Source organism: Actinomycetospora sp. NBRC 106375 (assembly GCF_030269665.1).
Taxonomy (GTDB): Bacteria; Actinomycetota; Actinomycetes; order Mycobacteriales; family Pseudonocardiaceae; genus Actinomycetospora.
In genome coordinates this window covers 136,266-159,504 of record NZ_BSTS01000009.1, presented here as the reverse complement: position 1 = coordinate 159,504, position 23,239 = coordinate 136,266, and the positions used below count along the sequence as shown (strand labels likewise).

The 23,239-nt window shown below is 74.1% G+C and carries 23 protein-coding genes and 1 pseudogene; 8 read left to right on the top strand and 16 right to left on the bottom strand.

Going from position 1 to position 23,239, the window contains the following annotated elements; translation table 11 throughout:
- Window positions 1-3: 3 nt before the first annotated feature.
- The 5 genes from QSK03_RS16735 to QSK03_RS16715 form a co-directional block, all read right to left on the bottom strand.
- Window positions 4-1,251, bottom strand: a complete 1,248-nt coding sequence (locus tag QSK03_RS16735; protein WP_285654121.1) for an NAD(P)-binding domain-containing protein — start codon at window positions 1,249-1,251, stop codon at window positions 4-6.
- A gap of 76 nt (window positions 1,252-1,327) precedes the next feature.
- Complete coding sequence (locus QSK03_RS16730; protein WP_285654119.1) at window positions 1,328-2,710, bottom strand: NtaA/DmoA family FMN-dependent monooxygenase; 1,383 nt, start codon at window positions 2,708-2,710, stop codon at window positions 1,328-1,330.
- Window positions 2,711-2,720: 10 nt separating this feature from the next.
- On the bottom strand, window positions 2,721-3,890 hold the full coding sequence (locus tag QSK03_RS16725) for an LLM class flavin-dependent oxidoreductase (RefSeq protein WP_285654117.1): 1,170 nt from the start codon (window positions 3,888-3,890) through the stop codon (window positions 2,721-2,723).
- A gap of 13 nt (window positions 3,891-3,903) precedes the next feature.
- The gene (locus QSK03_RS16720; protein WP_285654114.1) at window positions 3,904-4,611 is read right to left on the bottom strand and encodes a GNAT family N-acetyltransferase; all 708 of its coding nucleotides are present in this window, start codon (window positions 4,609-4,611) and stop codon (window positions 3,904-3,906) included.
- Between the two features lie 218 nt (window positions 4,612-4,829).
- Window positions 4,830-5,483, bottom strand: a complete 654-nt coding sequence (locus tag QSK03_RS16715) for a nitroreductase family protein (protein ID WP_285654112.1) — start codon at window positions 5,481-5,483, stop codon at window positions 4,830-4,832.
- 70 nt (window positions 5,484-5,553) lie between these two features.
- Between QSK03_RS16715 and QSK03_RS16710 the strand changes: the two genes are divergently transcribed.
- A complete protein-coding gene (locus tag QSK03_RS16710; protein WP_285654110.1) occupies window positions 5,554-5,946 on the top strand; it encodes a cupin domain-containing protein in 393 nt (130 codons plus the stop codon).
- 14 nt (window positions 5,947-5,960) lie between these two features.
- On the opposite strand, the gene QSK03_RS16705 is transcribed toward QSK03_RS16710, so the two are convergent.
- Together QSK03_RS16705 and QSK03_RS16700 are read right to left on the bottom strand one after the other, a co-directional pair.
- Complete coding sequence (locus tag QSK03_RS16705) at window positions 5,961-7,121, bottom strand: acyl-CoA dehydrogenase family protein (RefSeq protein ID WP_285654108.1); 1,161 nt, start codon at window positions 7,119-7,121, stop codon at window positions 5,961-5,963.
- The gene (locus tag QSK03_RS16700; protein ID WP_285654106.1) at window positions 7,118-8,230 is read right to left on the bottom strand and encodes an LLM class flavin-dependent oxidoreductase; all 1,113 of its coding nucleotides are present in this window, start codon (window positions 8,228-8,230) and stop codon (window positions 7,118-7,120) included. Before QSK03_RS16700 ends, QSK03_RS16705 begins: the two co-directional genes overlap by 4 nt.
- Window positions 8,231-8,520: 290 nt before the next feature.
- Between QSK03_RS16700 and QSK03_RS16695 the strand changes: the two genes are divergently transcribed.
- Window positions 8,521-9,009, top strand: a complete 489-nt coding sequence (locus tag QSK03_RS16695) for a beta-class carbonic anhydrase (RefSeq protein WP_285654104.1) — start codon at window positions 8,521-8,523, stop codon at window positions 9,007-9,009.
- A gap of 60 nt (window positions 9,010-9,069) precedes the next feature.
- On the opposite strand, the gene QSK03_RS16690 is transcribed toward QSK03_RS16695, so the two are convergent.
- The 9 genes and pseudogenes from QSK03_RS16690 to QSK03_RS33150 form a co-directional block, all read right to left on the bottom strand.
- Window positions 9,070-10,350, bottom strand: coding sequence for a sulfate adenylyltransferase subunit 1 (locus QSK03_RS16690; protein ID WP_285654102.1), 1,281 nt, complete (start codon window positions 10,348-10,350; stop codon window positions 9,070-9,072).
- Between the two features lie 2 nt (window positions 10,351-10,352).
- Window positions 10,353-11,270 (bottom strand): sulfate adenylyltransferase subunit CysD, encoded by a 918-nt coding sequence (gene cysD, locus QSK03_RS16685; protein WP_285654100.1) that lies wholly within the window; start codon window positions 11,268-11,270, stop codon window positions 10,353-10,355.
- Window positions 11,267-11,992 carry a phosphoadenylyl-sulfate reductase gene (locus QSK03_RS16680; RefSeq protein ID WP_285654098.1) on the bottom strand — a complete coding sequence of 242 codons (726 nt, stop codon included), beginning with the start codon at window positions 11,990-11,992 and terminating at the stop codon, window positions 11,267-11,269. The genes cysD and QSK03_RS16680 overlap by 4 nt, the downstream gene beginning before the upstream one ends.
- A 144-nt stretch (window positions 11,993-12,136) precedes the next feature.
- The gene (locus QSK03_RS16675) at window positions 12,137-13,927 is read right to left on the bottom strand and encodes a nitrite/sulfite reductase (protein WP_285654095.1); all 1,791 of its coding nucleotides are present in this window, start codon (window positions 13,925-13,927) and stop codon (window positions 12,137-12,139) included.
- A 110-nt stretch (window positions 13,928-14,037) separates the two neighbouring features.
- A complete protein-coding gene (locus tag QSK03_RS33155) occupies window positions 14,038-14,121 on the bottom strand; it encodes a putative leader peptide (RefSeq protein ID WP_352232012.1) in 84 nt (27 codons plus the stop codon).
- 49 nt (window positions 14,122-14,170) lie between these two features.
- On the bottom strand, window positions 14,171-15,322 hold the full coding sequence (locus QSK03_RS16670) for an LLM class flavin-dependent oxidoreductase (RefSeq protein WP_285654093.1): 1,152 nt from the start codon (window positions 15,320-15,322) through the stop codon (window positions 14,171-14,173).
- 95 nt (window positions 15,323-15,417) lie between these two features.
- Window positions 15,418-15,801, bottom strand: a pseudogene (locus QSK03_RS16665) (MFS transporter); the annotation flags it as partial.
- Window positions 15,802-15,824: 23 nt separating this feature from the next.
- Window positions 15,825-16,268 (bottom strand): MFS transporter, encoded by a 444-nt coding sequence (locus QSK03_RS16660; protein ID WP_285654091.1) that lies wholly within the window; start codon window positions 16,266-16,268, stop codon window positions 15,825-15,827.
- A gap of 30 nt (window positions 16,269-16,298) precedes the next feature.
- Window positions 16,299-16,382 (bottom strand): putative leader peptide, encoded by an 84-nt coding sequence (locus tag QSK03_RS33150; RefSeq protein WP_352232011.1) that lies wholly within the window; start codon window positions 16,380-16,382, stop codon window positions 16,299-16,301.
- Window positions 16,383-16,473: 91 nt separating this feature from the next.
- On the opposite strand from QSK03_RS33150, the gene hemW reads away from it, so the two are divergent.
- The 6 genes from hemW to QSK03_RS16630 all read left to right on the top strand — a co-directional run bounded on the left by hemW (window position 16,474) and on the right by QSK03_RS16630 (window position 23,224).
- Complete coding sequence (gene hemW / locus QSK03_RS16655) at window positions 16,474-17,709, top strand: radical SAM family heme chaperone HemW (protein WP_285654089.1); 1,236 nt, start codon at window positions 16,474-16,476, stop codon at window positions 17,707-17,709.
- 371 nt (window positions 17,710-18,080) lie between these two features.
- Complete coding sequence (gene hrcA / locus QSK03_RS16650) at window positions 18,081-19,100, top strand: heat-inducible transcriptional repressor HrcA (RefSeq protein ID WP_285654086.1); 1,020 nt, start codon at window positions 18,081-18,083, stop codon at window positions 19,098-19,100.
- Between the two features lie 57 nt (window positions 19,101-19,157).
- A complete protein-coding gene (gene dnaJ, locus QSK03_RS16645; RefSeq protein WP_285654084.1) occupies window positions 19,158-20,315 on the top strand; it encodes a molecular chaperone DnaJ in 1,158 nt (385 codons plus the stop codon).
- A gap of 149 nt (window positions 20,316-20,464) precedes the next feature.
- Entirely contained in the window at window positions 20,465-21,163 is a 699-nt protein-coding gene (locus QSK03_RS16640) for a 16S rRNA (uracil(1498)-N(3))-methyltransferase (RefSeq protein WP_285654082.1), read from the top strand.
- Complete coding sequence (locus QSK03_RS16635) at window positions 21,154-22,077, top strand: alpha/beta hydrolase family protein (protein ID WP_285654080.1); 924 nt, start codon at window positions 21,154-21,156, stop codon at window positions 22,075-22,077. The genes QSK03_RS16640 and QSK03_RS16635 overlap by 10 nt, the downstream gene beginning before the upstream one ends.
- A 34-nt stretch (window positions 22,078-22,111) precedes the next feature.
- Entirely contained in the window at window positions 22,112-23,224 is a 1,113-nt protein-coding gene (locus tag QSK03_RS16630; protein ID WP_502872177.1) for a PhoH family protein, read from the top strand.
- The last annotated feature ends 15 nt before the right edge of the window (window positions 23,225-23,239 follow it).

Below are 23,239 nucleotides of genomic sequence, written 5' to 3'. Positions count from 1 at the left end.
TCGTCATCCGGCGGCGCGGACACGGCCCGCGAGGTGGCCCTCGAGGTGGGCGGCCAGCTCGGCGGTGTCCTGGTCCGCGCCGCCGATGTACGTCGAGCGCCGGCGGCGCAGCAGGCTCGTGCCGAGCACGTAGACGCCCGGCGCCTTCGTCACCACACCCCCGTCGTGCTGCAGGCGACCCTTGTGGTCGAGCACCGGGAGCGCGAGCCAGGAGCGGTCGGCGCGGTAGCCGGTAGCCCACAGCACGGTCCGGATGCCCTCGCGAGCCAGGTCGATCTCGAGACGGGGTGACGCGTCGACGGGCGTCGGCTCCGGTCGCGACGGCCCGTCGAGGTCGCCGGGCCCCTCCTCGGCGGCCCAGGCGTCGAAGCGCTCGAGCAGGCGGTTCTGCTTGAGGTCGGCGAGCCGGACCGTGTTGGCCAGCCCGCCGGAGAACTGGGCGACGCCGTCGCGCAGCCGCCCGAGCTTGCCGACCACCCGCACGCCGCGCGCCTGCAGGGTGCGGAGGTCGATGTCGCTGTGGGCCGGGGTGCCGATGAGCTGGGGCGACGGCGTGTGCCGCGCCCGGATGACGTCGTCGACCTCGTCGTAGCGCTCGTCGAGGACGCCGGCCTGCTCCATCCACCAGAAGGCGTCACGGCCGCGGTAGGTCCGCGGCATGCGGACGTGCTCGCCGGCGGCGACCGTCACCGCGCGCCCGCTGCGGGCGAGCTCGTCGGCGAGCTGCACGCCGCTGGCCGAGGCGCCGACCACGAGGACGCCGCCGTCTCCGACGTCGTCGGGGGAGCGGTAGGTCGCGGTGCTGATCGACGTCACGTCGTCGGGCACGCCCTCGGCGGCGGCGGGCACGGCGGCGACGTTGCTGCCGCCGCTGGCCAGCACGACGGTGTCGCAGGTCCAGGCGCCGCGATCGGTGGTGACCTCGTACCCCGTGTCGGTCGCCGCCACCCGGGTCACCGTGGTGCCGGTGTGCACCGGGGCGTCGACGGTCGCGGCGTAGCCGTCGAGGAACGCCACCAGCTCGGGCACCGTGAGGAAGCCGTCGGGATCCCCGTCGGACGGGGTCGCGCCGGGGAGCGTGACGTGCCACGTGGGCGTCAGCAGCCGCAGCGAGTCCCAGCGCTCGGTGCGCCAGGAGTTGGCCACCTCGCCGCGCTCCAGCACGACGTGGTCGATGGAGCGCTCGGTCAGCCGCCTGCTCATCGCGAGGCCCGAGTGACCTGCGCCGACGATGACGGTGGTGACGTGCACGGGTCTCAACGTAGCCCGAGTACGTGAGCGGAATTCACGGTCAGGACCGTGAATTCCGCTCACATCGACGGTGCGCTCACGCCTCGACACTCACCGCGGCCACGGTGGTGGGGGAGGGCTGCAGACCGAGGTGCTCGCGCAGGGTCGTGCCCTCGTAGTCGGCGCGGAACGAGCCCTTCTCCTGCAGCAGCGGGACGACCCGGTCGACGAACGGGTCCATCCCGCCGGGCGTGATGTGCGGGACGAGGACGAAGCCGTCGCTGGCGTCGGACTGCACGAACTCGTCGATGGTGTCCGCGACACGCTGCGGGGTGCCGACGAAGGTGTGCCGCCCGTTCTTGCGGATGACGACCTCGCGCAGCGAGAGGCCCTCCCGCTCGCCGAGCTCGCGCCACTCGTTCGCGGTCGCGACCGGGTCCCGGTACATCCGCACGCTCGCGCGGCCCTTGGAGATGTGCGCGCCGGAGTCGACGTCGTCCTCGGTCTTCGGGTCGAACGACGGCACCGGCCCGTCGGGGTCGACGTCCGAGAGGTCGCGGTTCCACACCTGCTCGGCGAAGGCGATCGCCGTCTGCGGGCCGACCTGCTGGTACTGCACCTGCCGGGCGTTCTCCGCCGCCTCCTCCTCGGTGTCCCCGAGCACGAAGGTCGCTGCCGGCAGGATCTTGAGGTCCTCGGGTCGGCGGCCGAACTTCGCCAGGCGCGCCTTGACGTCGGCGTAGAACTCCTTCCCGGCATCCAGCTCGGCGTGCCGGGTGAAGATCGCGTCCGCGCTCGCGGCGGCGAACTCGCGGCCCTCCTCGGAGTCGCCGGCCTGGATGATCACCGGTCGGCCCTGCGGGCTGCGCGGCACCGGGAAGCGCCCGGAGATGTCGAACTGGTCGGAGCGGATCGCGAACCGGCCGGCGTCCGTGTCGCGCACGAACCGCCCGGACGCGGCGTCGGCGACGACCTCGCCCGGCGCCCACGAGTCCCAGAGCGCCTGCGCGGTCGCGAGCATCTCCTGGGCCCTTAGGTAGCGCTTGTCCTTGGGCAGGTAGCCGCCGCGGCGGAAGTTCTCGCCGGTGAACTCGTCCCAGCTCGTCACGACGTTCCAGGCGGCGCGCCCGGCGGAGAGGTGGTCGAGCGTGGCGAGCTTCCGGGCGACGTCGAGCGGCTCGTTGAACGTCGAGTTGACCGTGCCGGCCAGCCCGATCCGCTCGGTGACGGCGGCGAGCGCCTGCAGGATCGCCACGTTGTCCGGGCGGCCCATGACGTCGAGGTCGTAGATCTCCCCGCCCTGCTCGCGCAGGCGCAGGCCCTCGGCGAGGAAGAGGAAGTCGAACTTGCCCCGTTCCGCGGCCTGTGCGAAGCGGCGGAAGGACTCGAACTCGATGTGGCTGCCCGACGCCGGGTCGCTCCAGACGGTCGTGTTGTTGACGCCGGGGAAGTGGGCGGCGAGGTGGATCTGCTTCGGCACGGTGTCCTCCTCAGGCGCGGGCGTAGCGGTCGGCGGGGCGCGCGAGGCCGAAGTGGCCCCGCAGCGTGTGGGCCCCGTAGGCGGTGCGGAACAGGCCGCGGCGCCGGAGCTCCGGGACGAGCTCGCGGGTGATGCGCGGCAGGTCGGTCGACGTGACCGCCGGGCGCAGACGGGCGCCCGCGAGGCCGGCGCCGTGCCAGGACTCGAGGACGTCGGCGACGTCGGCGACGGTGCCGGTGAGGATGCGGGCGTCGCTGCGCAGCTCGCCGCCGTCGGTCTCGTCGAGGCGGGCGAGGCGCGCGCGGGCGGCGTCGGCGCTGTCGTCGAGCACGACCAGCAGATCGCCGAGGACATGCAGCGGGTCGCCCTCGCGGCCGACCGCCGCCTCCTCGGCGCGCACCTGGCGCAGGATCGCCCCGGCGTCGCCGGTCGGGCCGTCGCGGCCGACACCGCCGGGCGTGACGAAGACGAGGTCGGTGCCGCGGGCGGCGAGCCGGTAGGCGACGTCGACGTGGGCGAGCGCGGTGACGACGGGCTGGCCCTGCGGCGGCCGGGGGGTGATCGACGGGCCGCGCACCGAGAAGTGCGCCCCGGAGAAGTCGATGTAGTGGAGCTTCTCGCGGTCGACGAACCGGCCCGTCGCGGCGTCCCGGATCTCGGCGTCGTCCTCCCACGAGTCCCACAGCCGGCGCTGGACCTCGATGTGGTCCGCGGCCTCGTCGAACAGGCTCTCGCGGTCCTCGGTGCCGTACTCGCGGCGGCCGAAGAGCGCGTACTCGTCGGGCTTCGAGGAGACCTTGACCCGCACCCCGGCGCGGCCCTCCGTCGCGAAGTCGAGCGTCGCGATCTCGGTGGAGACGTGGAACGGCTCGGTGTGCGTCGTGACGACCGTGGGCACGAGGCCGATGTGGCTGGTGACCGGGCCGACGCGCAGCGCGATGAGCTGGGCGTCGAGGCGTCCCTGGACGCGGTCGGGGCGGTCCGAGTCGATCGCGAAGGAGTCCTCGAACGTCACGAGGTCGAGCAGCCCGGCCTCGGCCTCGCGGACCTGGTCGACCCAGAAGCCCCCGGTGAACAGCTCGTCGGCGCGGGCGCCGGGCTCGCGCCAGGAGGCGGGGTGCCATCCGGTGCCGTCCAGGGCCACCGCCAGGTGGAGCCCGGGGGTCGGTGCGGTGGTCATGATCCTCCTGTCGTCAGGCGGGCGTTCCGGCCGGGACGTCGCTCGGGACCGTCAGGGCCACGAAGTCGGGCCGGGCGCGCAGCCGGAACCCGAGCTGCTCGTAGAGCCGGATGGCGTTCGTGTTGTCGGCCGCGGCGTGCAGCATGGGGACCTCGCCGCGCTCCCGGATGCCGGCGGCCACCGCGAGCATGAGCCGGCCCGCGAGCCCCCGGCCGCGGTACGCGGCGTCGGTGCAGACCGCGCTGATCTCGGTGTACCCGGGCGGGCGCAGGCGCTCACCAGCCATGGCCACGAGGGCCCCGTCGTCGACGACGCCGAGGTAGGTGCCCATCTCGTGGGTGCGCGGGCCGAACGGGCCGGGCTTCGTGCGCGCCACCAGGTCGCGCATTGCCGGGACGTCGTCGTCGCCGAGCCGGACCAGCTCGGGATCGGGGCGGCCGGTCACCGCGTCGCCGATCATCTGGACCCCGGGGAGGACGCGACCCCACGCGAGCCCGACCGGCGTCAGCTCGCCGAAGGCGGGGACGACGGTGGTCCCGCCGGGCCCGACCAGTGCGGCGACGTCGTCCCACTCGGCGGCGCAGCGCGGCTCGGCGAGGAACGGGGCGACGTCGGGCTCGTAGCGCAGCGCGTCCCCGCGCCCCTGCGCGAGGTGCGCGTGCGGGCCCAGGAGGGAAGCGCGGACCGGCTCGTCGAGCGGTCCCGTCGCTGCGGCTGCCACCTCGGGAACAACCGCCCCGTCCTCACCGCCATTCCGCCCCGTGCGGCTGCGCCGCCTGTGACCACCCTCGCGTGCTCCAGCACGCCGTTCTGCTCACGTGCGGCGGAGCCGCACCCGGATTCTCGAAGCGTCCCGGGGGACGTCGACGGAGCCTCGGCGGCGTGTGAAGCGACCCGCGGCGGTGGCCGGGGTACCGAGGTCGTTGCCGGCCGGCCTCGTCACGGACGCGGGCGCGTCCCGCCCCACCGCTCCCAGTGCACGACCTGGTCGACGGGCTGGCGGCGCGGCGTCGACCAGCGCCCGCGCACCGGATACCCCAGTGGCACCAGCCCCATGGTCGCCGCGTCGTCGGGCAGCCCGAGCAGCGTGTCGATCTCCCGCTCACCGCTGATGAGGTGGAGCGAGGTCAGCACGCCGCCGATGCCGTACGCCCGCGCCGCGAGCAGCAGTTGCTGCACGGCACCGTAGATGGACCCGCCGAGCCGCTTGTCGGTCGAGTCGGCGCCGTGGCGCAGCACCGGCACGACGAAGACGGGCGCCTCGGCCAGGTGGTAGGCGAGGTGGTCGGCGGCGCGGAAGGACGCCGGGCTCAGGCCGTCCGCGGCGCCGTCGCGGGCCGGGTCGAGCAGCTCCTCGCGGCGCACCCCGTAGACCTGCTCCCAGCCCCGGCGGTAGTGCTCGGCGATCCGTTCCTTCACCGCCGGATCGGTCACGACGAGCCAGCCCCAGGTCTGGCGGTTGCCGCCGGACGGGCCGCGGATCGCGGTGTCGAGGAGATCCCACAGGACGTCGTCCGGGATCGGTGTCTCCGCGAGGTAGCGCCGGGCCGGGGTCGTGCGGAGTCCGTCGAGCAGATCGATCGGGTCGGGCACGGTGCCTCCAACGGTGTGATCGACTCCCGCTCCCACCCTAGGCGCAGGGGCGTTCGGCGGTGTCCGCGCCGTGGCCCGACCGGTGACCATGGTCGTCCACCACACCGCACGGACGGGGCCGACCATGCTGAAGCTCTCCCTCGACGCCATGTCCCGCCAGCAGCTCGCGGCCGCGCGGACCAGTTCGGCGGGCCGCGCCGCCCACACGGTCGTGGGCGGGCACGCCAACGTCATGCGGCAGACGGTGATCGCCCTGACCGGCGGGAGCGAGCTCGGCGAGCACGAGAACCCCGGCGAGGCGAGCCTCGTCGTGCTGCACGGGCGGGTCCGGCTCGTGTCGGACAAGGACTCCTGGGACGGGCGCCGCGGCGACCTGCTCGTGGTCCCCGACGCCCGGCACCGCCTCGAGGCCGTGGAGGACGCGGTCGTCCTGCTCACCGTGGCGAAGCTCAGCGCCAGGTGAGGCGGAGCCGCACCTCAGAAGTAGCCGTTGACGGGGAGCGCCTCGCCGGTGACGAGGCGGCGGCCGAGGGCACTCGCCTTGTAGGCCGCCGGGTTGTGCAGCGTGATCGTGCGCAGGTTGCGCCAGTGCCGGTCGAGGTTCCGTGCGCGGCTGGACGCGGACGCGCCGCCGACGTCGAACAGCGCGGTCGCCGCGTCGAGCGCCACGCGGTCGAGGTGCACCTTCACCGACGTGTGGGCGAGCGTCGCCGCCCGCAGGTTCTCGTCGCTCGGGTCCGCGCGGACGGCGTCGATCGCGTCCGCCGCCGCGAGCACCGCCGACTCGGCGACCCACGCCGTGGCGGCCAGCGAGCCGACGGTCGACTGCAGGATCGGGTCGTCGACGGCACGCGGTGCCGCGGCGTGCTCGAAGGTGCGGCCGCGGGTCCGGACGACCTCGGCGGCGTCGGTGACCACGGACCGCAGGATCCCGGCGACCAGCGCGTGCAGGTAGAGCTGCAGGAACGCGACGTCGCCGGGCGGGCGCGCCTGGAGCCGTGGCCGCACCGCGAGGACGTCGGCGGGCTCGACCGCGACGTCGGTGAACGACGTCGTCCCGGTGCCGGTGCGGCTCTGGCCCATGCCGTCCCAGTCGTCGACGACGGCCACGCCCGCACGGTCGGCGGGCACCATCACCGTCGCCACCCGGTCGCCCTCCGCGCGGGCGGCGACCGCGATCCAGTCCGCGTAGAGGGTGCCGGTGCTGTAGTACTTCGTGCCGTTCAGCACGAGCCGGCCGTCGGCCTCGTCGAGACGCGTGTCGAACTCGTGGCCCCCGGCCGCGGACGGACCGGTCTCCGAGATCGCGTTGCCGAACACCTTTCCGGCGCGCACCTCGTCGAGCCACCGGTGTCGCGCGGCGGGATCGGGCAGGCGCAGGAAGCCCAGCACCTGGCTGTAGTGGGTGCGCAGGACGTGGGCGACGATCGGGTCCGACTCGGCGAGGTCGATCACGAACGCGAGCAGCTCGCGCACCGACGCGCCCGCCCCGCCCTCGTCCACGGGCAGCGACAGCGCGCCGAGACCGGCCTTCGCGACGGCCGCGACCTGGTCGAACGGGCTCTCGTCGCGGCGCTCGCGCTCGGCCGCCCCCGCGGCGATGTCCGTGAGCAGGGCCGTCGCGTCGGGAGGGCTCATGCGCTCGTCCCTACCGGTGTCCGGCGGGCCACCTCGGCGTGCACCCGCGGGAGCAGGTCGCGGCCGTAGGCGACGGCGTCGTCGAGGGGGTCGTAGCCGCGGATGAGGAACGTCGTGACGCCGATGGCGTGGTAGTCCACGAGTGCCGCGGCGACCGTCTCCGGGGTGCCGACCAGCGCCGTCGAGTTCCCGGCGGCGCTGGTCGCCGCGGCGGTCGGCGTCCACAGGCAGCGGTCGTGCAGCTCGCCGCGTTCGGCCGCGGCGAGCAGGCGCTGGGAGCCGATGTTCGTCGGCGGCTGGTGCCCGCGGCGGTGGGCCATCCGCCCGGTGAACGAGCCGGCGCCGCCGCCCGCCTCGGTGATCTGCTCGAGGATCGCGTGGGCACGCTCCCACGCCTGGTCCTCGGTGGCCCCGAGGATCGGGCGGAAGGACACGCTGATGCGGGGCATGGTCGTGCGGCCGGCGGCGCGGGCGGCCTCGTGCACCGACGCGATCTGCTCGGCGGTCTCGGCCAGCGGCTCGCCCCACAGCGCGAACACGTCGGCGTGCTTCCCGCCCACCCGGTACGCGTCCGCGGAGGAGCCGCCGAAGTACACCGGGATGCGCGGCTGCTGCACCGGGCGCGCGCTCGCGTACACGTCGCGGACGTCGTAGAACTCGCCGTGGTGGTCGAAGGGCTCGGTGGCGGTCCAGGTGCGCGTCACGACGTAGAGGTACTCGTCGGTGCGCCGGTAGCGGCCCTCCTTGTCGAGGTGGTCGCCGTCACGGGCCTGGTCGGCGTCGCTGCCGCCCGAGATCGTGTGCAGGGCCACGCGCCCGCCGGAGAACCGGTCGAGCGTGGCGAAGGCCCGCGCGGCCATCGTCGGGGCCATGAAGCCCGGGCGGTGGGCCACGAGGAAGCCGAGCTGCTCGGAGTGCGCCGCGCCGAACGCCGCGACCTGCAGCCCGTCGGCGGTCGAGGCGCTGGCGCCGACCAGCACCCTGTCGAAGCCGCCCTCGTCGTGGGCGCGGACGAAGCGGCGGACGAAATCGGGGTCGATCGTCGGGCCGGACGCCGGGTGGATCTCCGACACGTGCTGCGTCCCGATCATCCCGATGAACTCGACCATGCGGACCTCCTGCGGTGCTCGGCGCGATCGTCCCCGGCTACCCCGGCGCGGCGCGACCGGATCGGAGCTTCCTCACCCGTGCCTCGTTGCCAGCGCACCGATGCCTGCGGTGAGATGTCCGCATCCGTCTCCGCGCCCTCGAGCCGTTCTGGCCGAGCCAGCGCGTCGTGGAGTTCGACCAGTGGTGTCGCCGGGCCGCGTGAGCGTCCCGGGCCGTGGTCACGCGCCCTGATCCGTTCGCGCGGCCGGATCGTCGTGCCCACCCTCTCGACCAACCCTGGAGATCCCGCGTGTCCGTCACCGACGAGTACCTGAAGAACAACGAGAGCTACGTCGCGAGCTTCCCCGGCGAGCTGCCCCTGCCGCCCGCGCGCAAGACCGCTGTCGTCGCCTGCATGGACGCCCGCGTGAACCCCTACGGCGCGCTCGGCCTGCACGAGGGCGACTCGCACGTCATCCGCAACGCCGGCGGCGTCGTCACCGACGACACGATCCGCTCCCTCGCGATCAGCCAGCACCTGCTCGGCACCGAGGAGATCGTGCTGATTCACCACACCGACTGCGGCATGGTGACCTTCACCGACGAGCAGTTCGCCGAGATTCTCGAGAAGGAGGCCGGCGAGCGCCCGTCGTGGTCGGCCAACGCCTTCGGAGACCTCGAGGCCGACGTCCGCGACTCGATCAAGCGCATCACCGACAGCCCGTTCGTCAAGAACAAGGGCTCGGTGCGCGGGTTCGTGCTCGACGTCGCGACCGGGAAGCTCACCGAGGTCGCGTGACGCGGCGCGGGGGACGCCCTCGCTGCGTCGCACGCAGCGGGGGCGTCCCTCGCGCCCGGGTCAGCCCTCGAGCGCCTGCAGCGGGCGCGCCACGAGCGGGCGCCCCACGAGGCCCGCGCCGAGCGTGTCGCCGGCCTGCGGGTCGATCAGCAGGAACGACCCGGTGGCGGCGATCTCGTCGTAGGGGTCGAGCGGCAGCGGCTCGGAGACCGTCAGCGACACCTGGCCCATGTCGTTGATCCCGAGCTCGCCGGGGTCCTCGTCGACGGTGAGCGTGTCGGTGTCGAGCTTGTGGGTCACGGCGCCGACGATCGCCTGCACGGTGCGCGTGCCGTGCTTGAGCAGCAGGCGCGCCCCCGGGCGCAGCGGCTTCTCGTGCAGCCACGCAAGCGTCGCGTCGAACTCCGTCACGGGCTCCGGCGAGCCCGGCGCGGCGAGGAGCGCGCCGCGGGCGATCCCCAGGTCGTCGGCCAGGCGCAGCACGACGCTCTGGCCGTCGTGGGCGGCGTCGCGCTCACCGTCGAAGGTGTCGATCCCCTCGACGCGGGTGCGCTGGCCGTCGGGCAGGACCTCGACCTCGTCGCCGACGCGCACCGTGCCCGCCGCGACGAGCCCGGCGTAGCCGCGGTAGTCGGGGTGGTCCTCGGTGCGCGGGCGCACGACGTACTGCACGGGGAAGCGGAACGGCGCGGTGTGGTCGGCGCCCTCGACCGGCACGGTCTCCAGGTGCTCGAGCAGCGTCGGGCCCTCGTACCAGGGAGTGTTCCGCGAGGACAGGACGACGTTGTCGCCCTTCTTCGCCGACAGCGGGATCGCGACGACGTCGGACTCGGCGTACCCGAGGGCCTCGGTGAGCCCGACGAACTCCTTGGCGATGCGCCAGTAGGTGTTCTCGTCGAAGTCGACGAGGTCCATCTTGTTCACCGCGAGCACCAGGCGCGGGACGCGCAGCAGACCCATCACCGCGACGTGGCGGCGGGTCTGCTCGACGATGCCGTGGCGCGCGTCGACGAGCAGGACGCCCAGCGACGCTGTCGACGCGCCGGTGACCGTGTTCCGGGTGTACTGCACGTGGCCGGGCGTGTCGGCCAGGACGAACGACCGGGTGGGCGTCGCGAAGTAGCGGTAGGCGACGTCGATCGTGATGCCCTGCTCGCGCTCGGAGCGCAGCCCGTCGACGAGCAGCGAGAGGTCGGGGTCACCGCCCCCCTGCGTGGCGCGCTCGACGGCCTCCATCTGGTCGGCGAGCACCGACTTCGTGTCGTAGAGCAGGCGCCCGACCAGCGTGGACTTGCCGTCGTCGACGGAACCGGCGGTGGCGAGACGGAGCAGATCGGTCATGTCTAGAAATAGCCCTCTCGCTTGCGGTCCTCCATGGCGGCCTCCGAGAGGCGGTCGTCGGCCCGCGTGGCGCCGCGCTCGGTCAGGCGGCTCTCGCGCACCTCGTCGAGCACCTCGTCGAGCGTCGTCGCGGTGGACGCGACGGCGCCGGTGCAGGAGCCGTCGCCGACCGTGCGGTAGCGCACGGACAGCGTCCGGACCTCCTCGCCGTCGCCCGGCCCGCCCCACGGCCCGCTGGTGAGCCACATGCCGTCGCGGGCGAACACCTCGCGCTCGTGCGCGTAGTAGATCGACGGGAGCTCGACGCCCTCGCGGGCGATGTAGCGCCACACGTCGAGCTCGGTCCAGTTCGACAGCGGGAACACGCGCACGTGCTCGCCGGGCTTGTGGCGCCCGTTGTAGAGGTTCCACAGCTCGGGGCGCTGGCGCGACGGCTCCCACTGCCCGAACGCGGTGCGCAGGCTGAACACGCGCTCCTTGGCCCGGGCGCGCTCCTCGTCGCGGCGCCCGCCGCCGAAGACGGCGTCGTGGCGGTGCTCGGCGATGGCGTCGAGTAGCGGCGTGGTCTGCAGCGGGTTGCGGGTGCCGTCGGGGCGCTCGGCCAGCCGGCCGTCGTCGATGTAGTCCTGCACGCGGGCGACCTCGAGCTCGAGCCCGTAGCGCGCGACGACGGCGTCGCGGAAGTCGATGACCTCGTCGAAGTTGTGCCCGGTGTCGACGTGCAGCACCGGGAACGGGATCGGCGCCGGCCAGAACGCCTTCCTCGCCAGGTGCACCAGCAGCATCGAGTCCTTGCCGCCGGAGAAGAGGATCACCGGGCGGTCGAACTCGCCGGCGACCTCGCGCATGACGTGGATCGCCTCGGACTCGAGGGCGTCGAGCTGGTCGGTGCCCGTCGTCGGGATGGCGGCGGCGGTCATCCGTGCAGCCCGCACTCGGTCTTCGTGAACCCGGCCCAGCGCCCGCTGCGCGGGTCGGCGCCCGGGGCCGGCTTGGCGGTGCACGGCGCGCAGCCGATCGAGGGGTAGCCCTCGCCGACCAGCGGGTTGACCAGGATCGCGTGGTCGCGGATGTAGGCGTCCATCTGCTCGTCGGTCCAGTGGGCGATCGGGTTGACCTTCACCAGGCCGTGGCGCTCGTCCCAGGTGACCAGCGGGGTGGTCGCGCGCGTCGGGGCCTCGACGCGGCGCACGCCCGTGACCCACGCGTCGTAGTTCGCCAGGGTCTTCTTCAGCGGCTCGACCTTGCGCATCCCGCAGCACGCGCCGGGGTCGCTCGCGAAGAGGTCCTTCCCGAACTGCTCGTCCTGCTCCCCGACGGTGAGCTCCGGCTCGGCCTGCACGATCCGCACGCCGTAGACCTGGGCGACGGCGTCGCGCGTGCCGAGGGTCTCGGCGAAGTGGTAGCCGGTCTCGAGGAACAGCACGTCGACGCCGGGACGGGCGGCCGCGCCGAGCTCGACGAGCACGGCGTCCTGCATGTTCGACGCGACGATGAGGTCCGCGCCGTACGTCTCCGCGGCCCACGCGAGGATCTCGTGGGTCAGCTCCTCGTGATCGGTGTCCTGTTCCCGTGCCGCGAACCTCTCGCCGGCCGCGAGCGCGGCGGCGCGCAGGTCCTCGCGGGCTTCCGTGCTGGTCATCGCCGTGCCTCCTGAGGGACGGGTGTGACGACGAAGGTGCTGCGGCAGTCGGCGCACTCCCAGGCCCCGTCGGGTTCCTCCCGGGCCGCAGGTCCTGCTCGCCGCAGTAGGGGCAGTACTGCAACGGCAGCGATCGGCTCCCGCTCATGAGAGCTGCGCTTCTTCCGCGCGGACGACCCACTGGGCGAAGCGCTCGCCCGGCTCGTGCTGCTCGGCGTAGTGGCGCACGACCCGCTCGACGTAGTCGCCGAGCTCGGCGGAGAGCACCTTGTGGCCGCGCAGCTTGCGCCCGAAGCCGGCGTCGAGGCCGAGCCCGCCGCCGAGGTGCACCTGGAAGCCCGCCGCCGGGTTGCCCTCGGCGTCGTTGACGATCTGGCCTTTGAGGCCGATGTCGGCGACCTGGACCCGCGCGCAGGAGTTCGGGCAGCCGTTGAGGTGGATCGACACCGGGTGCTCGAGGGCGTCCTGGACGTCCGCGAGGCGCCGGTCGAGCTCCTCGACCAGCTCGCCGGCGCGGTTCTTGGTGTCGACGAAGGCGAGCTTGCAGAACTCGAGGCCGGTGCACGCCATCGTCGCGCGCCGCCACGGCGTCGGGCGGGCGGGCAGGCCGAGGTGGTCGAGCGTGGTGGTGAGCGCGTCGAGCGTGTCGCTCGGCACGTCCAGCACGAGGATCTTCTGGTACGGGGTGAGCCGCACCCGCCCGGAGCCGGCCTCCTCCGCGGCCTTGGCGACGCCGACGAGCGTCGAGCCGCTGGTGCGCCCCGCGGGCGGGGCGACGCCGACGTAGTGGTTGCCGTCGACCTGGTCGTGCACGCCGATGTGGTCGATGGTGCCGGCGATCTCCTCGGGCGCGGGACCGTCGATCAGCGTGCGGTGCAGGTACTCGTCCTCCATCACCTGCCGGAACTTCTCGGGGCCCCAGTCGGCGATGAGGAACTTGAGGCGCGCCCGGGTGCGCAGCCGCCGGTAGCCGTAGTCGCGGAAGACCGAGGTGACGGCGTGCCACACGTCGGCGACCTCGTCGAGCGGCACCCAGGCGCCCAGGCGCACCGCGAGCTTCGGGTTGGTCGACAGTCCGCCGCCGACGTGGAGGTCGAAGCCCGGGCCGTGCTCGGGGTGGACGACCCCGACGAAGCTGACGTCGTTGACCTCGTGCGCGACGTCCTGCTGCCCGGAGATCGCGGTCTTGAACTTGCGGGGGAGGTTGGCCAGCGAGCGGTCGCCGATGAACCGCGCGACGATCTCGTCGACCGCCGGGGTGCCGTCGATGACCTCGTCCTTGCTGATGCCGGCGACCGGCGAGCCCAGAACCACGCGCGGGCAGTCGCCGCAGGCCTCGGTGGTGTAGAGGTCCACGGCCTCGAGGCGGCGCCAGATCTCGGGGACGTCCTCGACGCGGATCCAGTGCAGCTGGATGTTCTCGCGGTCGGTGACGTCGGCGGTGTCGCGGGCGAACGTCTGGCTGATCTCGCCGATGACCCGCAGCTGCTCGGTGGTCAGCCCGCCGCCGTCGACCCGGATGCGCATCATGAAGTGCCGGGCGTCGAGCTCCTCCTCCTCGACGTGCCCGGTGTCGGTGCCGGGGAAGCCCTCGGCCCGCTGGGTGTAGAGCCCCATCCACCGGAAGCGCCCGCGCAGGTCGGCCGGGTCGATCGAGTCGAAGCCGCCGTGGGCGTAGATGTTCTCGATGCGCGCCCGCACGTTCAGCGGGTGGTCGTCCTTCTTGGACTGCTCGTTCTTGTTCAGCGGCTCGCGGTAGCCCAGCGCCCACTGGCCCTCGGCTCGGCCCTTCCTCTTCCGGGCCCCCTGCGCGCCCTGCGCCGGCTTCGCCTTCGGTGGCGCGTCCTCGGTCGCCCCGGTGTGTCGCAGCGGGGTGGTCTCCGCGTACGACTCCTCGGAGGTCGCGGCGTTCTCGGACGACGGGGCGTCGGCCATGGTTCGGGTGTCCTCCGGGGGTGGTGCACGGCCGCGCGCGGACACACGACGAGGGCGGACCTCGAGGTGGACGCGCGACAGCCGCTCGGGCGTGGTGGCGGGGCTCGCGCTCAGCAGGCGCGGCAGAGGGCGCTGGCGAGGCGCACGAGGTCGACGTGACGTCGACTCACGAGGAGGTCGCCCGGCGCGCACATGACCACGAGCCTGCCACGAGCAGGGGACCGATGGCCACGTGACGTTCAGCTACTGGGCGAAGGGCACCGCGGCCGGGGCGGCGTCGACGGTGCCGGCCGGGTGCGACCACAGGCCGCGTCGGCCCAGCTCGGGCAGGACGCCCTCGCCGACCCAGTACGCCTCCTCGAGGTGCGGGTGCCCGGACAGGACGAACTCGGTGATCCCGAGGTCGTGGTACTCCGCGATCCGGTCGGCGACCTCGGTGTGGCTGCCGACGAGCGCGGTCCCCGCCCCGCCGCGCACAAGGCCGACCCCCGCCCAGAGGTTGGGGGCGACCTCGAGGTCGGCGGCGGTCTTCGTGCCCCCGGAGTGCAGGGCGCGCATGCGCTGCTCGCCCTCGGACTCGCTGCGCGACAGGCCCGACTGCAGCTTCTCGATCATCTCCTCCGGGATGCCGCGGAGGTACTGCTCGGCCTGGGCCCACGCCGCGTCGGACGTGTCGCGGGCGATCACGTGCAGGCGGATGCCGAACCGGACCTCGCGGCCCTGCGCGGCGGCCAGGCCGCGGATCCACTCGATCTTCTGCCGCACCTGCTCGGGCGGCTCGCCCCAGGTCAGGTAGACGTCGACGTGCTCCGCCGCGACCTCGCCGGCCTTGGGCGAGGACCCGCCGAAGTAGACCGGCGGCACCGGGTCGGGCACGCGGGTCAGGGCGGCCTCGTCGACGTGGATCTGCTCACCGTGCAGGGTCACCGTCTCGCCGGCCCAGAGCCGGCGCACCACCTCGAGGAACTCGCCGGTGCGCACGTAGCGGTCGTCCTTGCCCAGGTAGTCGCCGTAGGCGCGCTGCTCGGCGGGCTCGCCGCCGGTGACGACGTTGAGCAGCAGGCGTCCCTGGGAGTGCCGCTGGAACGTGGCGGCCTGCTGGGCGGCGAGCGTGGGGGACAGGACCCCGGGACGGAACGCGACGAGGAACTTCAGCCGCTCGGACTCCGCGACGAGCATCGCCGTGGTCAGCCAGGCGTCCTCGCACCACGCGCCGGTGGGCGTGAGGGCGCCCTCGAACCCGACGGTCTCGGCGGCGCGGGCGATCTGGGCGAGGTAGCCGATCTCGGCGGGTCGGACGGCGTCGGCGGCCGTCGTGGCCACGCCGTGCCCGCCGCCGACGAGGCCGCGCGAGTCGCCGTAGGTCGGCAGGAACCAGTGAGCTGTGATCGACATCGGGGCTCCTCGAGCGTCTCGAGGGGCTTCGCGCGCAGGGCGGCGACCGTGCTGACGGCGCCCGCGAGCGCGAGGTAGGCCGCGGCGAGCCAGGGCGTGCCGCCGCTGGCGGCGAGCAGGAAGGTGAGGATCAGCGGGGTCAGGCCGGAGGCATAGATCCCGCCGCCCTGGAAGGCCAGGGACATGCCGGTGTAGCGGGTGCAGGTGGGGAAGACCTCGGCGAACAACGTCGACTCCGCGCCGCTGGACAGGCCGTAGGACAGGCCGAGCATGACGAGGAGCACCGCGGTCACCGCGACGATCGAGCCGGTGCCGAGCAGCGCGAACGCCGGGAAGACCCCGATCACGAGGAGGACGCACCCGAGCGCGAACACCTTGCCGCGCCCGATCCGGTCGCCCCACGCCCCGGCGAGCGGGACGACGAGCGCGCTGAGGATCGCGGCCACGGTGACCGCGACCAGCACCTCGGTGCGCGGCATCTTCAGCGTCGCCACCGTGTAGGTCAGGACGAGGGCACGGCGCCGCCCCACTCGCCGCCGATCGCGATGCCCTGGACCACCCGGAGGACGACCAGCAGGATCGGCGCCGCGACGCCGATGGCGGCGTAGGTCGGGAGGAACCCGATCGCCGCCGTCGCGAGGCCGGTCAGCGCCATCGTCACGATCAGCGTCTCGCGCCGCCCGAACCGGTCGCCGATGTGCCCGAAGATCAGCCCGCCGATCGGGCGGGCGACGAAGCCCACCGCGAACGTCGCGAACGACAGCAGCGTCGCGACCGTGGGGTCGCCGTTGCCGTAGAACAGCTGCGGGAAGACGATCCCCGCCGCCGTCGCGAACAGGAAGAAGTCGTACCACTCGATCGTCGTGCCGATGAGGCTCGCGACGAGCACCGTCCGGGGGCTGGTGGTGGTGGCCTGCTGATCGAGGGCAGGCGGGGCCGTGGTCATGGGTGTCCTCTGCGGTGGGGTGGGCGGGCGTCAGCACACCGGGCAGAGGGCGCTCGCGAGACGGCCGAGGTCCACGTGGCGACGGGCCACGAGGAGCAGGCGGTTCGCGGGCATGATCCGACCGTGCCATCCGGGGCGCGCCGCCTCCACCGGGAGACCATCTCCGGTGACCTTCGCCGCAGTCCGGGACGGGCACACTGGTCCCGTGCCCTCCGTCCCCCCGTCCGGCGAGCCGGCGCCGGCCGACGGCGCCCTGCCGCGCGCGTCGCTCGAGGGGCTCGGCACGCGCCCCTTCGGGGTCTACGTGCACGTGCCGTTCTGCGCGACGCGCTGCGGGTACTGCGACTTCAACACCTACACGGCCATCGACCTGGGGTTGACGTCCTCCGACGACCCCGCCTCGCCGGCCTCGTGGCTCGAGGGGCTGCGCCGGGAGCTCGATCTCGCCGCCTCGGTGCTCGGCGAGCCGCCGCCCGCCGACACCGTCTTCCTCGGCGGGGGGACGCCGTCGCTGCTCGGCGCCGAGGGCCTGGTGTCGGTGCTCGACGCCGTCCGCGGCACGTTCGGGCTGCGCGACGGCGCCGAGGTCACCACCGAGGCCAACCCCGAGTCGACGACGCCGGAGCTGCTCGCCGCGATCGCGGAGGCCGGCTACACGCGCCTGTCGCTGGGCATGCAGTCCGACGTCGACCACGTCCTCGCCGTCCTCGACCGCCGGCACACGCCCGGGGCGGCGGTCTCGGTGGCGGGCGAGGCGCTGGCCGCCGGGATCGAGCACGTCAACCTCGACCTCATCTACGGCACGCCCACCGAGACCGACGACGACCTGCGCCGCTCACTGAACGCCGTCCTCGCGTCGGGAGCCGACCACGTGTCGGCGTACTCGTTGATCATCGAGGAGGGGACCGCGCTGGCGCGGCGGGTGGCTCGGGGCGAGCTGCCGATGCCCGACGACGACGTGCTCGCCGACCGCTACGAGATCGTCGACGACGTCCTGTCCACCGCCGGGTTCGGCTGGTACGAGGTGTCGAACTGGGCGCGCTCGGTCGACGCCCGCTGCCGCCACAACCTCATCTACTGGGGCGGCGGCGACTGGTGGGGCGCCGGGCCGGGCGCGCACTCCCACGTCGGCGGCACGCGCTGGTGGAACGTGCGCCACCCCGCCCGCTACTCGGCGGCCCTGGCCGGCGGGCGCTCGCCGGCCGAGGCCCGCGAGCTCGTCACCCCCGACGAGGCGCACCTCGAGCAGGTGCTCCTGGAACTGCGCACGGTCGACGGGCTGCCGGTCTCCGCCCTGGCGGCGACCGGCCGGGACGCGGGTGACGAGGCGGCCCGCGACGGGCTGCTGGACCCCGCCCACTGGGCGGGCGGTCGCGCCGTCCTCACCCGCCGTGGCCGCCTGCTCGCCGACGGTGTCGCCCTGGCGCTCGCGGAGCGCTGAGGGCGAGGCCCTGCCGGGGTGCTCTCCAGTTCGATCTCCCGGGAGTGTCACCAGGTACGTCGTCCCCGTCGCTGCCCTTGATCAGGAGCGCGTCGTGCACCCGGGCGCGCGGGCGCCGGTGGATGACGCGCTCGTGATCTCCCCACCGACCCCGCGAGGGCTCCGCGCACCGGCGACAGGCACGTTCGGCAGGTCGCTGAGGCGTTCGATCATGCGCAGCGCGCCTCTCGCGCGAGTTGAGCGCCCCCGACGCCAGATTGCTGACACGGGCCCGGACACCGGGGGCCGCCACCGACGGACGGGACGATCCGACTCGCCTACGATGGAGGGTCGGGACCGGACGGACGCGAGGGACCGGGGAGGTGGGCGCGGTGAACGCCGAGGAGCGCCGCGTCGCCGTCCTGCGCGCGATCGTCGCGGACTTCGTGGCCACCAACGAACCGGTGGGTTCCAAGGCCATCGTGGAGCGTCACAACCTGGGCGTCTCCAGCGCGACCGTGCGCAACGACATGGCGACGCTGGAGGAGGAGGGCTACATCGCCCAGCCCCACACCAGCGCCGGGCGGATCCCCACCGACAAGGGCTACCGCCTGTTCGTCGACCGGCTGCACCAGGTCAAGCCGCTCTCGCCCGCCGAGCGCCGCGGCATCACGACGTTCCTCGAGGGCGCGGTCGACCTCGACGACGTCCTCAAGCGCAGCGTGCGGCTGCTCGCCCAGCTCACGCGGCAGGTCGCCGTCGTCCAGTACCCGACGCTGACGCGCTCGACGGTGCGCCACCTCGAGGTGGTGCGGCTGACGCCGGCGCGGCTGATGCTCGTCCTGATCACCGACACCGGCCGGGTCGACCAGCGCGTGGTCGACCTCGGCGACGTGCTCGACGAGGAGGACGTCGCGCGCCTGCGCGCGCTGCTCAACAACGCCCTGGTCGGGCAGCCGCTGGCGACGGCGTCCGCACGGATGTCCGAGCTGCCCGAGAACGCCCCCGACGGGCTGCGCTCGCCGCTGCTGTCCGTCGCCGCGGTGCTGCTCGAGGCCCTGCTCGAACGCCCCGAGGAACGGCTCGTGCTCGGCGGGACGGCCAACCTGACCCGGGCGGGCACGGACGCGACGGCGCTGCGCGGCATGCTGGAGGCCCTCGAGGAGCAGGTGGTGGTGCTGCGGCTGCTCACCTCGGCGAGCGACGCCCCCACCGTCACCGTGCGCATCGGCGAGGAGAACGAGTCCGAGGACCTGTGGAGTGCCTCCACGGTGTCGATCGGGTACGGAGCGGGGACAACGGCCCTGGGCGGCATGGGCGTCGTGGGGCCGACCCGCATGGACTACCCCAGCGCGATCGCGGCGGTGCGTGCGGTGGCGCGCTACGTCGGTGAGATCGTCGGGGGACGCTGAGCGCCCGCCGCGAGGCACGGCGCCGGCACGGATGAGACAGGACGGACGAGGACCAGCGTGGCGAAGGACTACTACGGAATCCTGGGCGTGTCCCGGGACGCGGACGAGGGCGAGATCAAGCGGGCGTACCGCAAGCTCGCCCGCGAGCTGCACCCCGACGTCAACCCCGACGACGAGACGCAGGCGCGCTTCCAGGACGTCAAGACCGCCTACGAGGTCCTGACCGACCCGCAGAAACGGCGCATCGTCGACCTCGGGGGCGACCCGCTGGACTCCGGCCGCGGCGGCGGCGCGGGGGCCGGCGGGTTCTCCGCCGCGGGGTTCGGCGGCCTCGGGGACATCATGGACGCGTTCTTCGGCGCCGCCGGCGGCACCGGCGGGCGGGGGCCGCGCAGCCGGGTCCAGCCCGGTGAGGACGCGCTGATCCGGATCGACCTCACGCTCGAGGAGTGCGCGACGGGCGTCGCCCGCGACCTCACGGTCGACACCGCGGTGCTCTGCGAGAAGTGCCACGGCGGCGGCGCCGAGCCCGGCACCCGCACCGAGACGTGCGACACCTGCGACGGCCGCGGCGAGATCCAGAACGTGCAGCGCTCGTTCATCGGCCAGGTCGTCACCGCCCGGCCCTGCCCGGTCTGCCGCGGCACCGGCGAGATCATCCCCAGCCCCTGCGCGCAGTGCGGCGGCGACGGCCGCGTGCGCTCGCGGCGCACGGTCACGGTGCAGGTCCCGGCGGGCGTCGGCGACGGCATGCGGATCCGGATGGCCAACCAGGGCGAGGTCGGCCCCGGCGGCGGCCCGGCCGGCGACCTCTACATCGAGGTCTCCGAGGAGCGCCACGAGTACTTCACCCGCGACGGCGTCGACCTGCACACCCACCTCAGCCTGCCGATGACCGCGGCGGCACTCGGCGCCACGCTCCCGCAGCGCACCCTCGAGGGCGAGGAGGAGCTGACGATCGAGCCCGGCACGCAGCCGAACACCACGCTGACGCTGCGCGGGCGGGGCATGCCCCGGCTGCGCTCCACCGGGCGCACCGACGGGCGCGGCGACCTGCTCGTCCACGTCGACATCCAGGTCCCCGACCGCCTCGACACCCGCCAGACCGAGCTGCTCAAGGAGCTGGCCGAGCTGCGCGGCGAGGAGCGCCCGGAGCTGCTGGCCCACCGCAACGGGCTGTTCGGGCGCCGCCGGTCGGGCGGCCGCACGCGGTGAGCCGACGCGGGCGAGGGGGTGGACTCGCCGACGCTCGACGTCAGACGACCGCCTCCGGAGCGGCGGCTCCCGACCCGCCGCGTGCCGCGGGTGGCCGCCAGACCGACGACGCCGCCTGGACCCGCCCCGCCCTCTTCTGGGTCGACGAGGTGCCCGAGGCCGGCGAGGTCGTGCTCGACGGCGCCGAGGGCCGGCACGCCGCCGACGTCCGCCGGGTCCGGCGGGGCGAGGTCGTGCTGATCGGCGACGGGATCGGCACGCGGGCGCGCGTCGAGGTCGTCGAGGTCGGCAAGAGCACGGTGACGACGACGGTGCTCGAGCGCCGCACCGATCCGGGCCCCGCGCTGCGGGTGACCCTCGCCCAGGCGCTGGCCAAGGGGGACCGCGGCGAGCTCGCCGTCGAGCTGGCCACCGAGGCCGGCGTGGACGCCGTGGTGCCGTGGCGCGCGGCGCGCAGCGTCGCCCGCTGGGACGACGGCACGCGCGGGGAGAAGGCGCTCGCGCGCTGGCGGTCGACCGCCCGCGAGGCGGCCAAGCAGGCGCGGCGCGCCCACGTGCCCGACGTCGCCCCGCCGCTGACCACCCCCGACCTCGCGGCACGGGACGCCGACGCCGTGCTGCTCCTCGAGGCGACCGCGAAGGAATCGTTCGCGACCGTCCCGCTGCCCGGGCAGGGCGAGCTGGTGCTGGTCGTCGGCCCGGAGGGCGGCGTCACCGACGAGGAGCGGGCGGTGCTCGCCGAGGCCGGCGCCCTCGAGGTGCGGCTCGGGCCCGACGTGCTGCGGACGTCGACCGCGGGCGCGGTGGCGCTCGGTGCGCTGGGGGCGCGCACCGGCCGGTGGGGGTGACCCCGGACGTGCGCCTGCCCCGGCGGCGCCTGCTCGGCGGTCTCGCCGGCATGACCGCGCTCGCCGGCCTGGCCGCCTGCGGGCGCGCACCCGCCCCGGACCCCGGGATCACGGTGCCGCCGACCCGCCCCGGCACGCCCGGGACCCAGCGGCTGTCCTACGGCCCCGACCCGGCGCAGTACGGGGTGCTGCACCTGCCGCCGGGCGACACCGGCGACCTGCCGGTGGTCGTCGTCGTCCACGGCGGCTACTGGCAGGCGGCCTACGGGCTCGAGCTCGGCACGCCCCTCGCGGTCGACCTCACCAACCACGGCGTCGCGGCCTGGAACGTCGAGTACCGCCGCGTGGGCGCCGGCGGCGGCTGGCCGTCGACGTTCACCGACGTGGCGACGGCGGTCGACCTGCTGCCCGGCACGGTCCAGAAGGCCGCCGCCCAGCGCCTCGACCTCGACCGCGTCGTCTTCCTCGGGCACTCCGCCGGCGGGCAGCTCGCCGTCTGGGCCGCGAGCCGCGAGCGTCTCGATGCCGGCGCGCCCGGCGCCGACCCGCAGGTGCGCCCCGTGGGCACGGTCAGCCAGGCCGGGGTGCTCGACCTCGTCGCCGGGGCCACCCAGGGCCTCGGTGGCGGCGCGGTCGCCCAGCTCCTCGGCGGGACACCGGACCAGGTCGCCGACCGCTACGCCCTCGCCTCGCCCACCGCCCTCGTCCCCGCCGCGGCCCCGGTGGTGTGCGTGCACGGCGACGTCGACGGCACCGTCCCGCTCGACCAGTCCCAGCGCTACGTGACCGCGGCGACCGCCGCGCGGGGCGACGCCCGGCTGCGCGTGCTGCCGGGTGCGGACCACTTCGCCGTGATCGACCCGGACCACGCGGCGTGGGCGGCGGTGCGTGGGGAGGTCGAGGGGCTGCTGTGAACGGCGCCGCGAACCGGGCGCGCCGGGCGCTACGATGGAGGGCAGGCCAGATCGTCGGCGAGGAAGCAGGACAGTTCAGCACGTGACCGGTGACGGAACCTCCCGGATCGTGGTGCCCGAGGCGGCGCTCCTCGCGCTCCTGGGCAAGCGCGACGAGAACCTGCGCGAGGCCGAGAGCCTGCTGGCCGCCGACGTGCACGTCCGCGGCAACGAGCTCACCCTCTCCGGCGACCCGGCGGACGTCGCCTTCGCCGAGCGGGTGTTCGCCGAGCTGGTGGTGCTCGCCAGCCGCGGCCAGCAGATCGACCCCGACGCCGTGCGCCGCTCGGTGCGGATGCTGCAGGAGGACGGCGACGACGCGGCGGACGGGGGAGCCCCGTCGCCGGCCGAGGTCCTCAGCCTCGACATCGTGTCCCGTCGCGGGCGCACCGTCCGGCCCAAGACGCTCAACCAGAAGCGCTACGTCGACGCGATCGACGTCAACACGATCGTCTTCGGCATCGGCCCGGCGGGCACCGGCAAGACCTACCTGGCCATGGCCAAGGCCGTGCAGGCGCTGCAGGCCAAGCAGGTCAACCGGATCATCCTGACGCGCCCCGCGGTCGAGGCGGGGGAGCGGCTCGGGTTCCTGCCCGGGACGCTGTCGGAGAAGATCGACCCGTACCTGCGGCCGCTCTACGACGCGCTCCACGACATGCTCGATGCGGAGTCCGTACCAAAACTCATGGCCGCAGGGACCATCGAGATCGCCCCTTTGGCGTACATGCGTGGAAGGTCGTTGAACGACGCCTTCATCATCCTCGACGAGGCGCAGAACACGACGCCCGAGCAGATGAAGATGTTCCTGACCCGGCTGGGCTTCAACTCGAAGATGGTCGTCACCGGCGACGTCACCCAGGTCGACCTGCCGGGCGGCTCCACGTCGGGCCTGCGCATCGTGCGGGACATCCTGGACGGCGTCGACGACGTCGAGTTCGCCGAGCTCACCAGCCACGACGTCGTCCGCCACCGGCTCGTGGCGGACATCATCGACGCGTACGGGCGCTACGACGCCGCGCAGCAGCAGCGTCGTCCCCAGGCCGTGTCCAACGCGCCGCGCACCGGGCCGCCGGTGGGCCCGCGCAACCGCGAGCGCCGGGGACGATGAGCACCAGCCCCGACA